This is a genomic window from Yinghuangia sp. YIM S09857, assembly GCF_051388915.1.
Lineage (GTDB): Bacteria > Actinomycetota > Actinomycetes > Streptomycetales > Streptomycetaceae > Yinghuangia.
On the sequence record NZ_JBPKBH010000028.1, the window covers coordinates 38454 to 52438 of the forward strand.

14 protein-coding genes are annotated in these 13985 nt (G+C 72.2%); 3 read left to right on the top strand and 11 right to left on the bottom strand.

The genetic code is table 11. The features are described from left to right. From ACRX5S_RS37305 to rimP, 4 genes are all read right to left on the bottom strand, one after another. Nucleotides 1–324, bottom strand: a 324-nt coding sequence (locus tag ACRX5S_RS37305) for a translation initiation factor IF-2 N-terminal domain-containing protein (protein WP_436777693.1), incomplete at its 3' end; no start/stop codon positions are given. Nucleotides 325–405: 81 nt separating this feature from the next. After that, the gene (locus tag ACRX5S_RS37310; RefSeq protein ID WP_436777694.1) at nt 406–786 is read right to left on the bottom strand and encodes a YlxR family protein; all 381 of its coding nucleotides are present in this window, start codon (nt 784–786) and stop codon (nt 406–408) included. Between the two features lie 9 nt (nt 787–795). Continuing rightward, entirely contained in the window at nt 796–1833 is a 1038-nt protein-coding gene (gene nusA, locus ACRX5S_RS37315; protein ID WP_436777695.1) for a transcription termination factor NusA, read from the bottom strand. A gap of 3 nt (nt 1834–1836) precedes the next feature. Then, entirely contained in the window at nt 1837–2382 is a 546-nt protein-coding gene (gene rimP / locus ACRX5S_RS37320) for a ribosome maturation factor RimP (protein WP_436777696.1), read from the bottom strand. A 218-nt stretch (nt 2383–2600) separates the two neighbouring features. On the opposite strand from rimP, the gene ACRX5S_RS37325 reads away from it, so the two are divergent. Genes ACRX5S_RS37325 through ACRX5S_RS37335 form a run of 3 tightly spaced genes read left to right on the top strand, consistent with a single transcriptional unit; the run spans nt 2601 to nt 4527 of the window. Continuing rightward, nucleotides 2601–3089, top strand: coding sequence for a hypothetical protein (locus ACRX5S_RS37325; RefSeq protein ID WP_436777697.1), 489 nt, complete (start codon nt 2601–2603; stop codon nt 3087–3089). After that, on the top strand, nt 3086–3613 hold the full coding sequence (locus tag ACRX5S_RS37330) for a ferritin-like domain-containing protein (RefSeq protein ID WP_436777698.1): 528 nt from the start codon (nt 3086–3088) through the stop codon (nt 3611–3613). The genes ACRX5S_RS37325 and ACRX5S_RS37330 overlap by 4 nt, the downstream gene beginning before the upstream one ends. Then, entirely contained in the window at nt 3610–4527 is a 918-nt protein-coding gene (locus ACRX5S_RS37335; RefSeq protein WP_436777699.1) for an aminoglycoside phosphotransferase family protein, read from the top strand. Before ACRX5S_RS37330 ends, ACRX5S_RS37335 begins: the two co-directional genes overlap by 4 nt. Before the next feature lie 19 nt (nt 4528–4546). On the opposite strand, the gene ACRX5S_RS37340 is transcribed toward ACRX5S_RS37335, so the two are convergent. The 7 genes from ACRX5S_RS37340 to dxr all read right to left on the bottom strand — a co-directional run bounded on the left by ACRX5S_RS37340 (nt 4547) and on the right by dxr (nt 13929). Next, the gene (locus ACRX5S_RS37340) at nt 4547–5080 is read right to left on the bottom strand and encodes a GNAT family N-acetyltransferase (protein ID WP_436777700.1); all 534 of its coding nucleotides are present in this window, start codon (nt 5078–5080) and stop codon (nt 4547–4549) included. 26 nt (nt 5081–5106) lie between these two features. After that, entirely contained in the window at nt 5107–5949 is an 843-nt protein-coding gene (locus ACRX5S_RS37345; protein WP_436777758.1) for a GNAT family N-acetyltransferase, read from the bottom strand. 360 nt (nt 5950–6309) lie between these two features. After that, nucleotides 6310–7962 (bottom strand): alpha/beta hydrolase, encoded by a 1653-nt coding sequence (locus ACRX5S_RS37350; RefSeq protein WP_436777701.1) that lies wholly within the window; start codon nt 7960–7962, stop codon nt 6310–6312. Beyond that, complete coding sequence (locus ACRX5S_RS37355) at nt 7959–9503, bottom strand: alpha/beta hydrolase (RefSeq protein ID WP_436777702.1); 1545 nt, start codon at nt 9501–9503, stop codon at nt 7959–7961. Before ACRX5S_RS37355 ends, ACRX5S_RS37350 begins: the two co-directional genes overlap by 4 nt. A gap of 414 nt (nt 9504–9917) precedes the next feature. Then, nucleotides 9918–11075: a flavodoxin-dependent (E)-4-hydroxy-3-methylbut-2-enyl-diphosphate synthase gene (gene ispG / locus ACRX5S_RS37360; RefSeq protein ID WP_436777703.1), complete on the bottom strand. Its 1158-nt coding sequence runs from the start codon at nt 11073–11075 to the stop codon at nt 9918–9920. A gap of 287 nt (nt 11076–11362) precedes the next feature. Further along, nucleotides 11363–12664, bottom strand: a complete 1302-nt coding sequence (locus ACRX5S_RS37365; protein WP_436777704.1) for a M50 family metallopeptidase — start codon at nt 12662–12664, stop codon at nt 11363–11365. After that, nucleotides 12661–13929 carry a 1-deoxy-D-xylulose-5-phosphate reductoisomerase gene (dxr, locus tag ACRX5S_RS37370; protein ID WP_436777705.1) on the bottom strand — a complete coding sequence of 423 codons (1269 nt, stop codon included), beginning with the start codon at nt 13927–13929 and terminating at the stop codon, nt 12661–12663. The genes ACRX5S_RS37365 and dxr overlap by 4 nt, the downstream gene beginning before the upstream one ends. Nucleotides 13930–13985: the final 56 nt, after the last annotated feature.

Below are 13985 nucleotides of genomic sequence, written 5' to 3' on the forward strand. Positions count from 1 at the left end.
CGGGCCCGCGGCGGGGCGCGGGCCGGGAGTCGGGGCTCCGCCGGCCGGGCGCGGGCCCGGGCGTGCGGAGGTGGAGGGGGCCGCGGCGGCCGCCGGACCCTGCGCGGAAGCCGGGGCCGCAGGGGCCGCGGGCTTGCGCGCGCCAGGACGTGCGGAGGGTCCGCCGTCCTTCTTGAATGCGTCAGTCAACTTGCGTACGACCGGTGCCTCGATTGTCGAGGACGCCGACCGGACGAACTCACCGAGTTCGTTGAGCTTGGCCATGACGACCTTGCTCTCGACTCCGAACTCCTTGGCGAGCTCGTATACCCGGACCTTTGCCACGTCGCTCCTTCTGGTCCGGGGTGGTCGTCCGCCGGACCGTCGCTACCGCATGTACGTACTCATCGCGTACTCATCGAGTGCTCATCGCAATCTCGACCTACTTCCAACTCGCGAGGTACTGCTGTTCCGTTCCGATCCTTGCCCCGCACCATCCGGGGCGACCACGGCGTGCAATCGGGCCAGTTCCAAAGGCCCGCTCACGCGCAACGCCCGCGGGAACGCCTTCCGGCGCTCCGCGAGGGCAAGACATTCCGGGTCGGGGTGCATGTGCGCACCACGCCCGGGCAAGGTGCCGCGCAGGTCGGGGACGCACGCGCCCTCGACCGCCACGACTCGCACCAGGTCGGTCTTGGCGGCACGGGACCGGCATCCCACACACGTACGCACCGGTCCCGCCGTTTCCGGCAGGGCCTGTCGCTTACGTGGAGATGGGCATGCGTTAACCCGTGTCCGACCAGACATCAAGTAAGTCTACCGCTCCCCGCCCCGGCGTGGCTCGGGCGTTCCGCCGCCCGGCCGCGCCTCGCCGCCTGTTCCGCCGCCGGACTCGGTGTCGGGGCGGATGTCGATGCGCCATCCGGTCAGGCGCGCGGCGAGCCGCGCGTTCTGACCTTCCTTGCCGATCGCCAGCGACAGCTGGTAGTCGGGGACGGTCACGCGGGCGGACCGGGCGGCCAGGTCGACGACCTCGACGTGGCTCACCCGCGCGGGCGACAGGGCGTTCGCCACCATCGCCGCGGGGTCGTCCGACCAGTCGACGATGTCGATCTTCTCGCCGTGCAGCTCCGCCATCACCGCGCGCACCCGGGCGCCCATCGGGCCGATGCACGCGCCCTTGGCGTTGAGACCGGAGCGGGTCGAGTAGACGGCCATCTTGGTGCGGTGGCCGGCCTCGCGGGCGATCGCGGCGATCTCCACCGAGCCGTCCGCGATCTCCGGGACCTCCAGCGCGAACAGCTTGCGCACCAGGTTGGGGTGGGTGCGCGAGAGGCCGATCGAAGGGCCCTTGGGGCCGCGGCGCACGGTGACGACGTACGCGCGCAGGCGCAGGCCGTGCTCGTAGCGCTCGCCGGGCACCTGCTCGGCGTGCGGCAGGATCGCCTCGACCTTGCCGAGGTCGACCATGACGTTGCGCGGGTCCTTGCCCTGCTGCACCACGCCGGAGACGATGTCGCCCTCGCGGCCCGCGTACTCGCCGAAGGTCACTTCCTCCTCGGCGTCGCGCAGACGCTGGAGAATCACCTGTTTGGCGGTGGTCGCCGCGATGCGGCCGAAGTCGTGCGGGGTGTCGTCGTACTCCCGGACCGTCGCGCCCGACTCGTCGGTCTCGGCGGCCCACACGGTCACGTGCCCGCTGGCCTTGTCCAGCTCCACACGCGCCCGCGGCTGGCTGCCCGGGGTGTGGTGGTACGCCGTGAGCAGCGCCGACTCGATCGCCTCGACCAGGCGATCGAATTTGATCTCCTTCTCGCGTTCGAGCCCGCGCAGGGCGCTCATGTCGATGTCCACGTCCTACGCCTCCTCGTTCATGTCGTCGGTGTCCTCGCCGTCCTCGTCGCCCGGCGTGGCGTCCGCGTCCCCGTCGTTGTCCGCGTCCGCGTTCTTGCGGTTGAACTCGATCTGCACGGCGGCCTTGGCGACGTCTGCATATGCGACGCGCCGCGTGGTGCCGTCCACGTCCAGGTCGACGCCGTCCGCGTCCGCGGCCTTGACCCGGCCGGTGACCTTGCCGCCTTCGACAAGCTGGACCTCGACGAGGCGGCCGACGGAGCGGCGCCAGTGGCGCTCCGCCGTCAGGGGCCGGTCGACGCCGGGGGTGGTGACCTCAAGAACGTACGGCTGACTGCCCATCACATCGGACGCGTCCAGCGCCTCGGACGACTTGCGGCTCACCGCCGCGACCGCGTCCAGGTCCACTCCGCCGTCGGCGTCCACCACGATGCGCAGCACGCGGCGCTTGCCCGCGGGGCTGACGGAGACATCCTCAAGATCGACCCCCGCACCCGCGGCGACAGGTTCCAGCAGCTCCCGCAGCCGGTCCCTCTGGGTGGTGCTCATCCGGACGACTCCTCGGCTGCGTGTGCTGTTGTCGCGATCTGCGGGCGGGTCGGCTTCTCGGACCGGCCGCTCAGGTAGACAACAGTATCCGGTCCGCAACAGTTCGCGTGCACGCACGGTCAGCCGCCCGGCCGCACGGTGACCGATGCGATAGCGTCCGACTGGGCCCGCGCCGTGCGCGGGAAAACGGGTGCACACGATCAGCGGGAGTCGAAGCAATGCGCGACGCGGGGCCGACGCGCAGGACCGTTCTGACCGGCCTGGGCGCGCTCTTCGCGGTCGGGCTCGGAGCGACGGCCTGTACCTCGGACGACAGTTCCGGTCCGACGCCCGCGCAGCGCAAGGAGGACGACCAGATCCGCGAGCGGGCCAAGCAGGCGGCGGCCGACCTCCTGAACCGCTACGACGCGGTCGTCGCGGCCCATCCGGACCTCGGCGCGCAGCTGCGCCCGTACGCCGACGAAGTGGCCCTGCACCTCACCACCTTCGGCGGCGTCCGCACCGCGCCGCCCGCCGCCACTCCCCCGGGTGAATCCGTGCCCGCCGACGCCAAGGCCGCGCTCGCCGACCTGGCCACGCGCGAGCAACAGGGCGCGGACGGCCGCCTGGTCGACCTGCCTGCCGCGAGCCCCGAACTGGCGCGCGTCCTCGCGTCGGTCTCCGCCTGCCAGTTCGTCCACGCGCAGAACCTCGGGAGCGCCGCATGACGACACCTTCTCCCACGGGCAAGGAAAGCCCGCTGGTCCAGGCACTCCAATCCCTGCTCGACGCCGAGAACGCGGCCGTCTACGGCTACGGCGTCGTCGGCGCGAAGTCGGACGGGGCCGCGCAGGCCCAGGCGCGGACGGCGTACGACGCCCACCGCGCGCGGCGCGACGAGGTCGAGGGGCTGATCACCGGGCAGGGCGGGCGGCCGCGGGCCGCCGCAGCGGCCTACACCCTGCCGTTCGCGGTCGACACGTCCGCCGATGCCGCGCGCCTTGCGGTGTACCTGGAGGACGGCGTGGCCGCGCACTTGGTCGACCTGGTCGCCGCATCTGGCGGTGACCAGCGCATCTCCGCGGCGAAGTGGCTCCAACAGAATGCGGTCGAGGCCGCGCGCTGGCGCGGCGCGAGTGTGGCCTTCCCCGGACTTCCCGAGCGCGCCGCGCCGGGCGGGCCCGCGGCCGCGCCGTCGGCGGCGTCCGCCGTGTCGGGTGCCCCGCGCGCCGGTTCGGGGCAGCCCTCGTGACCTCGCCGGTGGAAGTGCCCGAGCGGCTGGTGCGCACCGCGCTGCGCTGGTGCGGCGAGGAGGCCGCCCGGCCATGGCTGGACGCCCTGCCGGACTCCGCCGCCGAGTTCCTGGACCGCTGGCACCTGACCGCCGAGCGCCCGGTGCTGCCCGGCGGCGCGTTGAGCCTGACGCTGCTGGTCCGGCGCGAGGACGACACCCCGGCGACGCTCAAGCTCGGGTTCGTCGACCGCTACACCGCGCACGAGGCCGACGCTCTGGCGATATGGGCCGGCCGCGGCGCCGTGCGCCTGCTGGACGCCGACGCCCCGCGCGGCGCGCTGCTGCTCGAACGCCTCCAGCCCGACGTCTCGTTGCGCTCGCTGCCCGAGGACCGGGCGATGCTCGAAGCCGTCGAGGTGCTGCGCCACCTGTGGATCGCGCCGCCCGAGGACTCCGCGATCGACCTGGTCTCGGACCGCGTCGGGCACTGGGTCGAGTCGATGCCCCGGCGGTTCGCCGAGCTGGGCGGGCCCTGCCCCGAGGCGCTGCTGGACGAGGCCGTCTCGCTGTGCTCGGAACTGGCGGCGTCCCAGCCGAGCGTGGTCGTCCTGCACACCGACTGCCACCACGGCAACGTGCTGGCGGCCGAGCGCACCAAGTGGCTGGCCATCGACCCGCGGCCGATGCTCGGCGAACCCGCGTTCGACCTCGGTCCGCTGGTCCGCGACCGGCTGGCCACCGTCGTCGCCGAGACCCGCCCGCAGGCGGTGGTCCGACGGCGCGTGACGTGGCTGGCGAACTCCCTTGAACTGGACGTCGAGCGGGTGCGCGGCTGGGCGCTGGTGCAGGCGCTCGCACTCGGGCTGTGGTGCGTATCGGTGGGCGATCCGGCGGGCGAGGACATGCTGTCCGTCGCCGAGTGGCTGTCCTGAGCGCCGTGCTCCCGCGCGCTCACTCCACGAGCAGCGGCAGTTCCGCACCCATCACGCAGTACGGCCGGACGTTGCCGGGGAACAGCACCGGCACGGCCAGGTCCACGAACCCCACGCCGTAGTACAGCTTTCGGGCCGGAGTGTCCTCGTCGACGGCCGACAGCAGGATGCGCGTGCGGTCCTGCCCCTGGCACAGCAGGCTGAGCAGCGTGCGCCCGACCCCTCGTCCCTGCCACTCGGGGAGCACGTGCAACTCCCCCACCACGAAGGCGTCGTCGAGCCAGTCCGCATGCCCGGTGCGGGCGAGGTACGGCTCGATGACCATGCTCCACCACTGGTCCTTGAGGTTCGGGTAGCCGTAGCCGAACCCGATCAACCGCCCCTCGGGCGAAAACGCCCCGAGCGCACGCACCCCGGGGAACTGGGCGTGCCGCTGCACTATGCGGCGCCGCACCGACATCTCGTCGTCGGTGAGACCGAACGCCAGCGCCTGCACCTCGACCGTCTCGACGGTGTACGCGGCGAGGTCGATCAGCCGACACGTCCATTCCATGGCGGGGACGCTATCGCAGCGGCCGGTCAGAACAGCACGCTCATGAACGCGCCGGTCTCCGCGAAGCCGACGCGGCGGTACGCGGCGCGGGCCGGCAGGTTGTAGCTGTTGACGTACAGGCTGGCGATCGGGGCCACTTCGCGCAGCGCGAAGTCCAGCACCGCCGCCATGCCGGTCTCGGACAGCCCCTCGCCGCGCCGGTCCGGGGCCACCCACACGCCCTGGATCTGGCACGCGCGCGGGGTGACCGCGCCGATCTCCGCCTTGAACACCACGCGGCCGTCCTCGATACGGGCGAACGCCCTTCCCGAGTTGACCAGTTCGGCCACCCGGGCGCGGTAGAGGGCGCCGCCGTCGCCGACGAGCGGACTGACGCCGACCTCCTCGGTGAACATCGCGACGCAGGCGGGCATCACGATGTCGATCTCCTCGCGCCGCACCCGCCGCACGGCGGGATCGGGGGTGACCGTCGCGGAGGGCCGGGTGGCGACCATGAGCGGCTGCACCGGGCGTACGTCGCGCGCCGGTCCCCAGGAAGGCTCCAGCAGCCCCCACAGGTTCGCCGCGGCGTCGGCGGGACCGACGATCGACGAGCACCGGCGCCCCTGGCGGCGGGCTCGGTCGGCGAAGGACCGTATGGCCTCCGGCCCGGCCTCGACCGGGACGAGATTGGCGCCCGCGTAGCACAACGACGCCAGCCGGCCGCTCTCGTAGTAGCCCCAGAGCTCCCCGCCGAGCCGCCACGGGTCCGCTCCGGCGAGGTGCACGCGCGACGCGACGAAGACGTTGGTCACCGGGTCGCGGTCCAACAACTCCAGGACCGCGGGCAGGTCGGTGCCGTCGAGGACTTTGGAGGAAACCGAGCTCAGCACGTGGCTCACCCTGCCATCCAGCGGATCACCCCACCAGAGTACGGAGTCCGGACGAGCGCTGCGCGGCACCCCTCGGCCGATGGAAGGCACCGGGTCAGGTGCGTCGCGCCGATCAACCGCTCGCATGCGGAGGCTTCCGGATATCCCTCTGCTGTTGCGTCGCGGTGCCGTCGGCGGCGGGGGTCCTCCGCCGCGGACCGCCGCGCGGCCGACCGTCAGTGCGTCGTGTCGGGCGCCCGCGTCAAAGCCTGGGTCCAGGTCCAGGTCCAGGTCCGGGTCGGGGTCTGGGTCGGGTCGGGGTCTGGGTCTGGGTCTGGGTCGGGATCAGGGTCGGAGCCCCGATCGGCGCCTCGACGCTCAGGGCACGACCGGGCCCGGCGCCCGCGGCACGGCCGGGTGGGTTCGCGGAGTCTCTGGGGTGGTGCGGCTGTCGGGGGTGGGCGGGGGCAGCGCGGGGCAGGTCCAGTCGCGCGCGGGCAGTTCGCCGCGGGCGAGATACGCGGCGCCCGCGTCGTCGACGCATTGCCCGCCGCCCAGGAACTGCCCGTGATTGCCGCTGCCCTCGACGGTCAAGAGCCGCGACGACGGCAGCGCCGCGCGCATCCGTACCGCTCCCGCGTACGGGGTCGCCGGGTCGCGCGAGCTCTGCACCAGCAGGATGCCGGGCAGCCCGGCGCCGTCGACCTTGACCGGCGGCACGGTGTTGCTCTGGAGGTACAGGCACGCCCCCGCGGCGGCGATGGTCGAGCCGAGGTAGCCGTGCTCGGCCTTGAGGCGGGCCGTGTCCGCGGCGAACACCGCCGGGTCGTCGGGCGCGGGTGCGTCCGCACACGTCACCGCCTGCATGACCGACTCGAAGTTCTCCTCGTCGCCGGTCGCCGTGCCCTTCAGGTCGCGCAGGGGCGCCGCGTCGCCTCGCACTCGGTACGCCGACACGGCGGCCGCCAAAACCGGCCACTGCCGGTCGGAGTACAGGTTGGCGATGGTCGTCATGTCGAACTCGGTGCCGCCGAACACCCCGTCGGCGGGCTCCGCCGCCAACGCCTCGCGGGCCCGGTCCCATTGCCCGAGCACCGCGGCCCGGGTGGTCCCGAGCCGGTACGTCGCCTCGTGACGCGCCACCCAGTCGGCCCAGTCGCGCTGGCGCTCGCGGAAGGCGCGCGCCTGGCCGAAAGCGGTCTGGTACCAGACCTTGGTCGGATCGACGAGGCTGTCCAGCAGCATGCGCCGCACGCGGTCGGGATGCAGTTGGCCGTATACGGCCCCGAGATAGCTGCCGTACGAGTACCCCAGATAGTTGACCTTCTGCTCGCCGAACGCCTCGCGCACCGCGTCCATGTCCCCCGCGATCTGGCGGGTCGTCATGTACGGCAGCATCTCGGGCGAGTCGGCGCGGCATCCCTCGGCGAAGATCCTTGCGGCCTCGGTGATCGCCTTTTGTCCCTCGGGGGTGGTCAGCGCGGTGTCCGGTTTCGGCGCCTTGGCGAAGGTCGCCAGGTCGAGGCAGTCCAGGCGGCTGCTGGTGGCCCGTCCGCGCAGGTCGAACCCGACGATGTCGTACGCCCGCCGCACCGGCTCGGGCAGCGAGCGCGCGAGCGAGGCCGCCCGGCCGACGCCCTCGGCCCCGGGGCCGCCGTAGTTGAAGACCAGAATCCCCTGACGCTCGGCGGCGCGACCGGTCGCCGGGGACCGCGAGACCCCGATGCGGACGGTCGCCGGATCCCCGGGCCGCTCGTGGTCGAGGGGCACGCGGATGGTGCCGCAGCGTTCCGTCGCGGGGGTGCCGGACGGGCAGGAGCCCCAGGTCACTCCGGGGGCGGGCGGCGCTTCCGGGACGGCCTCGGGGACGCTGCGCGGCACGGACTCCACTGACCCTCCGGGACCGGGCGGCGGGTCCACCGGGCCGGGCTCGGTGGCGGCGGTCAACGAGGCGACGAGCGCGAAGGCCGCGGAGGCGACGGCGCCGCGCCGGAGGGTGTGCCGCGGGCGGACCGCGCGAGCCGACGTCATCGCGTCTTCCCGGCGGCCGATGCCGATGCCGGCTCGGGCTCGGGCTCGGGCCGGGGTTCGCTGCCACCGCTGCATGCGCGGTCGCTCGGCGGCAGTGTGCCGTCCCGCAGGTAGGCGTGGGCGATGTCGGACACGCACTTGTTCGGGTTGAACACGAACACCCCGTGGTTGCCCTCGCCGGTCACGGTGACCAGCCGCGAACTCGGCAGCGCGCGGTGCATCGCGACGCCGCCGATCAGCGGGGTGGCCGCGTCGCGCTCGGCCTGTACGAGCAACACCCCGGGAAGCCCGGCGCCGTCGATCCGCACCGGTTCGCGCGGGGCCACCGGCCAGAACTGGCAGGGTGCGTTGAGCCAGGTGTTCGACCACGTGAGGATCGGGTTGCTGCGGTGCAGCGCGTCGGCGTCGCGGTCCCAGACCGCCCAGTCGCGCGGCCACGGGCCGTCCGCGCACTCCACGGCGGTGTAGATGGCGGTGCTGTTGGCCTTGTCGGCGCCGGGCGGTTCGTACAGCGCCCGGATCGGGCGGTGGTCGGCGTCGAGGTACGCACGGAGCGCGCGGGCGAGGGGCGGCCAGCCGTCGTCGTCGTACATCGCGGCCGAGAGCATGTCGTAGACCTCGGCCGGTCCGACGGGACCGGCCGGAGCCGCGCGTACCCCCGCCAGGACGCGGGCCAGCGAGTCCTCCACGCCGTCCGGGGTGGCGCCGAGGCGAAGCTTTGCGTCGTGCCGTGCGGCCCAGCGGGTGAAGTCGCGCCAGCGGGCCTGGAAGGCGATGTCCTGGCCCAAATTGACGCCGTACCAAATGCCTTCGGGGCTCGGGTCCACGATGCTGTCGAGGATCATGCGGTCGACGCGCTGCGGGTAGAGGTGCCCGTAGACCGCGCCCAGGTAGGTGCCGTACGACCAGCCGATGTAGCCGATCCGCTCCTCGCCCAGCGCGGCGCGCACCGCGTCCAGGTCATGCGCGTTCGCCTCGGTGCTCAGATACGAGAGCATGCCGCCGGCGCGCGCCGCACACCCCTCCGCGTACGCCCGCGCCCGGGCCAGCAGCGCCTGCTTGTCGGCGTCGGTCCGCGGCACCGGGTCGGGCTTGGGGGCCTTGTCGAAGACCTCGGTGTCGACGCACTGGATGGGGGAGCTGTGCCCGTTGCCGCGCGGGTCGACGCCGACGACGTCGTACGCCGCGCGCAGGTCGGCGGGCAGTGCCCGGTGCACCGCCGCCGCAAGCCACATGCCTTGGCCGCCGGGGCCGCCCGGGTTGACCAGGATGGTGCCCCGCTTGGTCCCGGTGGCCTGCGCCAACGAGACGCCGAGCGTGGTGGTCGGCCCCTCCGGCCGCGTGTGGTCGAGTGGCACGTCGAGAGTGCCGCAACGCAGCGTGCGGGAGAGATCGGGTGGACAGGTCCCCCACGGGATGCCGGGCGAGACGCGCGGCGGCGTCTCGGGCAGCGCGGCGGCGGGACCGGCGGTGCCGAGCGCGGCAAGTGCCCCGAGCATCGCGGCAGTTCCGGCAATCGCCCGGATGACCGTGCGTCGCATCGCAGCCCCCTCCCGCCGACGCCCGATGCGCCGTCTCCACCATCGATGATCAGCATCGATCACCGTGAGCGGAAGGCCGAGTACGCTCTGTCACCCGGACGAGTGCGGAAAACCGCTGATCGGGCGGGGAACGCACGTCCGTATCGAACACACAATCGAACAGGGAGTCGGTGTTCGGCGTCCCCCAGGGGACAGGACTCGGGCCTCGGTGAGGGCGAGAGCGCCCGCGGAGCCGGCGACCGAGCCGGACGTGCGACGGCCCCGCACCGGGAGATGCCGGTGCGGGGCCATACCAGAAGCCTTGCGGCCGTCGCCGCGGTCCAGACGTCCGCGCGGCCGAACGTCCGGCCCCACCCCGTCGTTCAGCGCACGCCGGTCGTTCGGCCCGCGCCGACGCTCGGTCGCGCGGCGCGTTCAGCTCACGTCGACGACCGGGTCGCCGGAGATGACGCCGTCCTTCTGCATCTGCTCGGCGAGGATCAGCGCCTCCTCGATGAGCGTCTCGACGATCTGGGACTCCTTGACGGTCTTGATGACCTCGCCCTTGACGAAGATCTGCCCCTTGCCGTTGCCGGACGCGACGCCGAGGTCCGCCTCTCGCGCCTCGCCGGGGCCGTTGACGACGCAGCCCATGACCGCGACGCGCAGCGGCACCTTCAGGCCGTCCAGGCCCGCGGTGACCTGCTCGGCGAGCTTGTAGACGTCGACCTGGGCGCGCCCGCAGGAGGGACACGACACGATCTCCAGGCCGCGCTGCCGCAGCCCGAGCGACTCCAGGATCTGGTTGCCGACCTTGATCTCCTCGACCGGCGGCGCGGACAGCGAGACCCGGATGGTGTCGCCGATGCCCTGGCTCAGCAGCGCGCCGAACGCCACCGACGACTTGATCGTGCCCTGGAACGCCGGACCGGCCTCGGTGACACCGAGGTGCAGCGGGTAGTCGCAGCGCTCGGCCAGCAGCCGGTACGCCTCGATCATCACGACCGGGTCGTTGTGCTTGACCGAGATCTTGATGTCCCGGAAGTCGTGCTCCTCGAACAGCGAGCACTCCCACAGCGCGGACTCGACCAGCGCCTCCGGCGTGGCCTTGCCGTGCTTCTCCAGCAGGCGCTTGTCGAGGGACCCCGCGTTGACGCCGATGCGGATCGGCACGCCGGCCGCCGAGGCGGCCTTGGCGATCTCGCCGACCTTGTCGTCGAACGCCTTGATGTTGCCGGGGTTCACGCGGACCGCCGCACACCCGGCGTCGATCGCCGCGAACACGTACTTGGGCTGGAAGTGGATGTCCGCGATCACCGGGATCTTGGACTTGCGCGCGATGTCCGGAAGCGCGTCCGCGTCGTCCTGGCTCGGCACCGCGACGCGGACGATCTGGCAGCCGGACGCCGTCAACTCGGCGATCTGCTGGAGAGTCGCGTTCACATCGGAGGTCAACGTGGTGGTCATCGACTGCACCGAAACCGGGGCGTCGCCGCCGACCGGTACGTTGCCGACCATGATCTGCCGCGACTTGCGGCGCGCAGCGATCGGCCGGGCGGGTACGGAAGGCATTCCCAGAGTGATCGCGGTCATAGCTGATTCAGTCCCGTGTGTGTCGGACGAAAGATGCTCGGCCCCTCCACCGGGTGGCGCACAGGTGGCGGGAGAGGCCGATCACCAAGCTACGGCACGCACCCCGCAACCGGGTAAACGCGCCCAGTACCGAGCGAATCTGTTGCAGGACCGGCACACAGCGTTTCGACAACCGCCCGGTCGGCTGTGGAAACGATCGCGTTGGTTGTCCGGATTCGATCGACCGCCCGGCCTCCGCGGCCCGGCCACGCGCCGGACCGCAGCACTGCTGCCGGTCGGGCCGCCGATCAGGTGACCTTGACCGGGTTGACCACGTCGGCGATCAGCACCAGGACGGTGAAGCCGATGAACACGACCGCCACCGCGTACGCGACCGGCATCAGCTTGGCGACGTCGAACGGCCCCGGGTCCGGGCGCTTGAACACCCGGGCGAGGCGGCGCCGCACCGACTCCCAGATCGCCCCCACCATGTGTCCGCCGTCGAGCGGCAACAGGGGCAGCATGTTGAACAGGAACAGGCCGATGTTCACCATGGCCAGAAGCTGCACGAACACGATCAGCCGGGACTCGGCGGGCACGTCGGCGGCCATGACCTCGCCGCCGATGCGCGCGGCGCCGACCATGCCGACCGGCGAGTCCTGGTCGCGCTCGTCGCCCTGGAAGGCCGCCCCGAACAGCGCCGGGACCTTCTCCGGGATCCGCATCAGGCCCTCGACGGACTTCTCCATGTAGAACCCGAGCTCGTCCACGACGCCGCCAGGGCCGAGTGCGTGCCGCTCGTTCAGCGGGCTGAAGCCGAGGAAGCCGGTGCGGACGTACTGGCCCTCGATCGGCCGCCCGTCGCCGTCCAGCTTGGCCATCTCGTTCTGCTCAAGGGTCGGGGTCAGCGTCACCAACTGGCCGCCGCGTTCGACCACGACCGTGACCTGGCCGCTGCTCTCCCGGATCAGCGGGCGCAGGTCGTCGTACGACTTCACCGGCGCGCCGTTGAACTGCACGATGCGGTCGCCGACCATCAGGCCGGCGGCCTTGCCCGGGGCGGCCTTGTCATCGGACTTGCACTCGCGCTCGGCGTCGCTGGCCGGGACCACGCAATCGGTGACCACCGCCACCTTGGTGCCGGGCTCCATGACGCCGTACGTCATCCACACACCCGCCAGGATCGCCACGCCCAACACCAGGTTCATGGCCGGTCCGGCGAGCATGATCAGGAACTTCTGCCAGGGCTTGCGGGTGTAGAACAGGCGGGTCTCGTCGCCGGGACCGACCTCCTCGTACGACGCCTCGCGCGCCTCCTCGATCATGCTGCGCCACGGCGACGTGCTCTTGGCCTTGAGGTTGCCGTCCTTGTCCGGCGGGAACATCCCGATGAGCCGGCAGTAGCCGCCCGCCGGGACAGCCTTCAGGCCGTACTCCGTCTCGCCGATCTTCTTCGACCAGATGGTCTTGCCGAACCCGACCATGTACTGCGGGACGCGCACCCCGAAGAGCTTGCCCATGGCGAGGTGCCCGGCCTCGTGCCACGCGATCGAGAACAGCAGGCCGACCACGAACACGACGATGCCCAGCACGGTCATGAACAACGTCATCGGGCTACTCCCAGCGCGTCGGCGACAAGTTCGCGGGCACGGTGGCGGGCCCACAGTTCGGCGTCGAGGACATCTTCAAGTGTGAGGGCGTCTCCCCCGGTGCCGCGGACATCATGCTCGCCCAGCACGCGGGCCACAGTGTCGACGATTCCGAGGAAGGAGAGGTTCCCGGCGACGAAGGCGTCCACGCACTCCTCGTTCGCGGCGTTGAAGACCGCGGGCGCGGTGCCGCCCGTGGCCCCCGCCGCACAGGCGAGTTCGACGGCCGGGAACGCCTCGTTGTCCAGCGGCGCGAACTCCCAGCTCTGCGCCTTCGTCCAGTCCATCCCCGGGGCGGCGTCCGGCACCCGGTCGGGCCAGCCGAGGCCCAGCGCGATGGGCAGGCGCATGTCGGGCGGGCTGGCCTGGGCAAGGGTCGATCCGTCGATGAACTCCACCATCGAGTGCACGATCGACTGCGGGTGCACGACGACGTCGATGCGGTCGAACGGGATGTCGTAGAGCAGGTGCGCCTCGATCACTTCGAGGCCCTTGTTGACCAGCGTGGCCGAATTGATCGTGATGACCGGGCCCATGTCCCACGTGGGGTGGGCCATCGCCTGCGCGGGCGTGACGTCGGCGAGGTCGGCGCGCGTACGGCCGCGGAACGGGCCTCCGCTCGCCGTCACCACAAGGCGCCGGACCTGGTCGTACCGCCCCCCGCGCAGGGCCTGGAACAGCGCGGAGTGCTCGGAGTCCACCGGCACGATCTGGCCGGGACGCGCGGCCGCCTTCACCAGCGGGCCGCCGACGATCAGCGACTCCTTGTTGGCCAGCGCGAGCATCGTGCCGGCCTTGAGCGCGGCCAGCGTGGGTGCGAGGCCGATCGAGCCGGTGATGCCGTTGACCACCACGTCGCACGGGTGCGCGGCCAGTTCGGTGGCCGCGTCGGGCCCCGCGATGATGCGCGGCACCTTGTACTCGCCGGTCGCGTAGCCCCGGCGCTTCGCCTCGGCGTAGAACGCGAGCTGGAGGTCCTGTGCGGCGGTCGCGCGTGACACGGCCACGACGTCCACTCCGAGCTCCAGCGCCTGGGCGGCGAGCAGGTCGACGCGCCCGCCGCCGGCCGACAGGCCCACCACGCGGAAGAGGTCGGGATTGGCTTTGACGACGTCGATCGTCTGCGTCCCGATGGAACCGGTGGAACCGAGCAGCACGATGTCGCGCCGCGTGGCGGGCCGCGCCGGGTCGGAGAAGGGGGCGTACGGATCTGCCAGGGAGTCCATCGCACTATTGTGACGGTCCCGCGGGGCCTCCCGTCGTGCGCCCCGGGGACGACATC

What these genes read in the sequence shown, in the direction of transcription:
- ACRX5S_RS37350 (WP_436777701.1), bottom strand. Translation starts at nt 7,962, where the DNA reads ATGACGTCGGCTCGCGCGGTCCGCCCGCGGCACACCCTCCGGCGCGGC.
- ACRX5S_RS37365 (WP_436777704.1), bottom strand. Translation starts at nt 12,664, where the DNA reads ATGACGTTGTTCATGACCGTGCTGGGCATCGTCGTGTTCGTGGTCGGC.
- ACRX5S_RS37355 (WP_436777702.1), bottom strand. Translation starts at nt 9,503, where the DNA reads ATGCGACGCACGGTCATCCGGGCGATTGCCGGAACTGCCGCGATGCTC.
- rimP (WP_436777696.1), bottom strand. Translation starts at nt 2,382, where the DNA reads ATGAGCACCACCCAGAGGGACCGGCTGCGGGAGCTGCTGGAACCTGTC.
- ACRX5S_RS37325 (WP_436777697.1), top strand. Translation starts at nt 2,601, where the DNA reads ATGCGCGACGCGGGGCCGACGCGCAGGACCGTTCTGACCGGCCTGGGC.
- ACRX5S_RS37310 (WP_436777694.1), bottom strand. Translation starts at nt 786, where the DNA reads ATGTCTGGTCGGACACGGGTTAACGCATGCCCATCTCCACGTAAGCGA.
- ACRX5S_RS37340 (WP_436777700.1), bottom strand. Translation starts at nt 5,080, where the DNA reads ATGGAATGGACGTGTCGGCTGATCGACCTCGCCGCGTACACCGTCGAG.
- ispG (WP_436777703.1), bottom strand. Translation starts at nt 11,075, where the DNA reads ATGACCGCGATCACTCTGGGAATGCCTTCCGTACCCGCCCGGCCGATC.
- dxr (WP_436777705.1), bottom strand. Translation starts at nt 13,929, where the DNA reads ATGGACTCCCTGGCAGATCCGTACGCCCCCTTCTCCGACCCGGCGCGG.
- ACRX5S_RS37330 (WP_436777698.1), top strand. Translation starts at nt 3,086, where the DNA reads ATGACGACACCTTCTCCCACGGGCAAGGAAAGCCCGCTGGTCCAGGCA.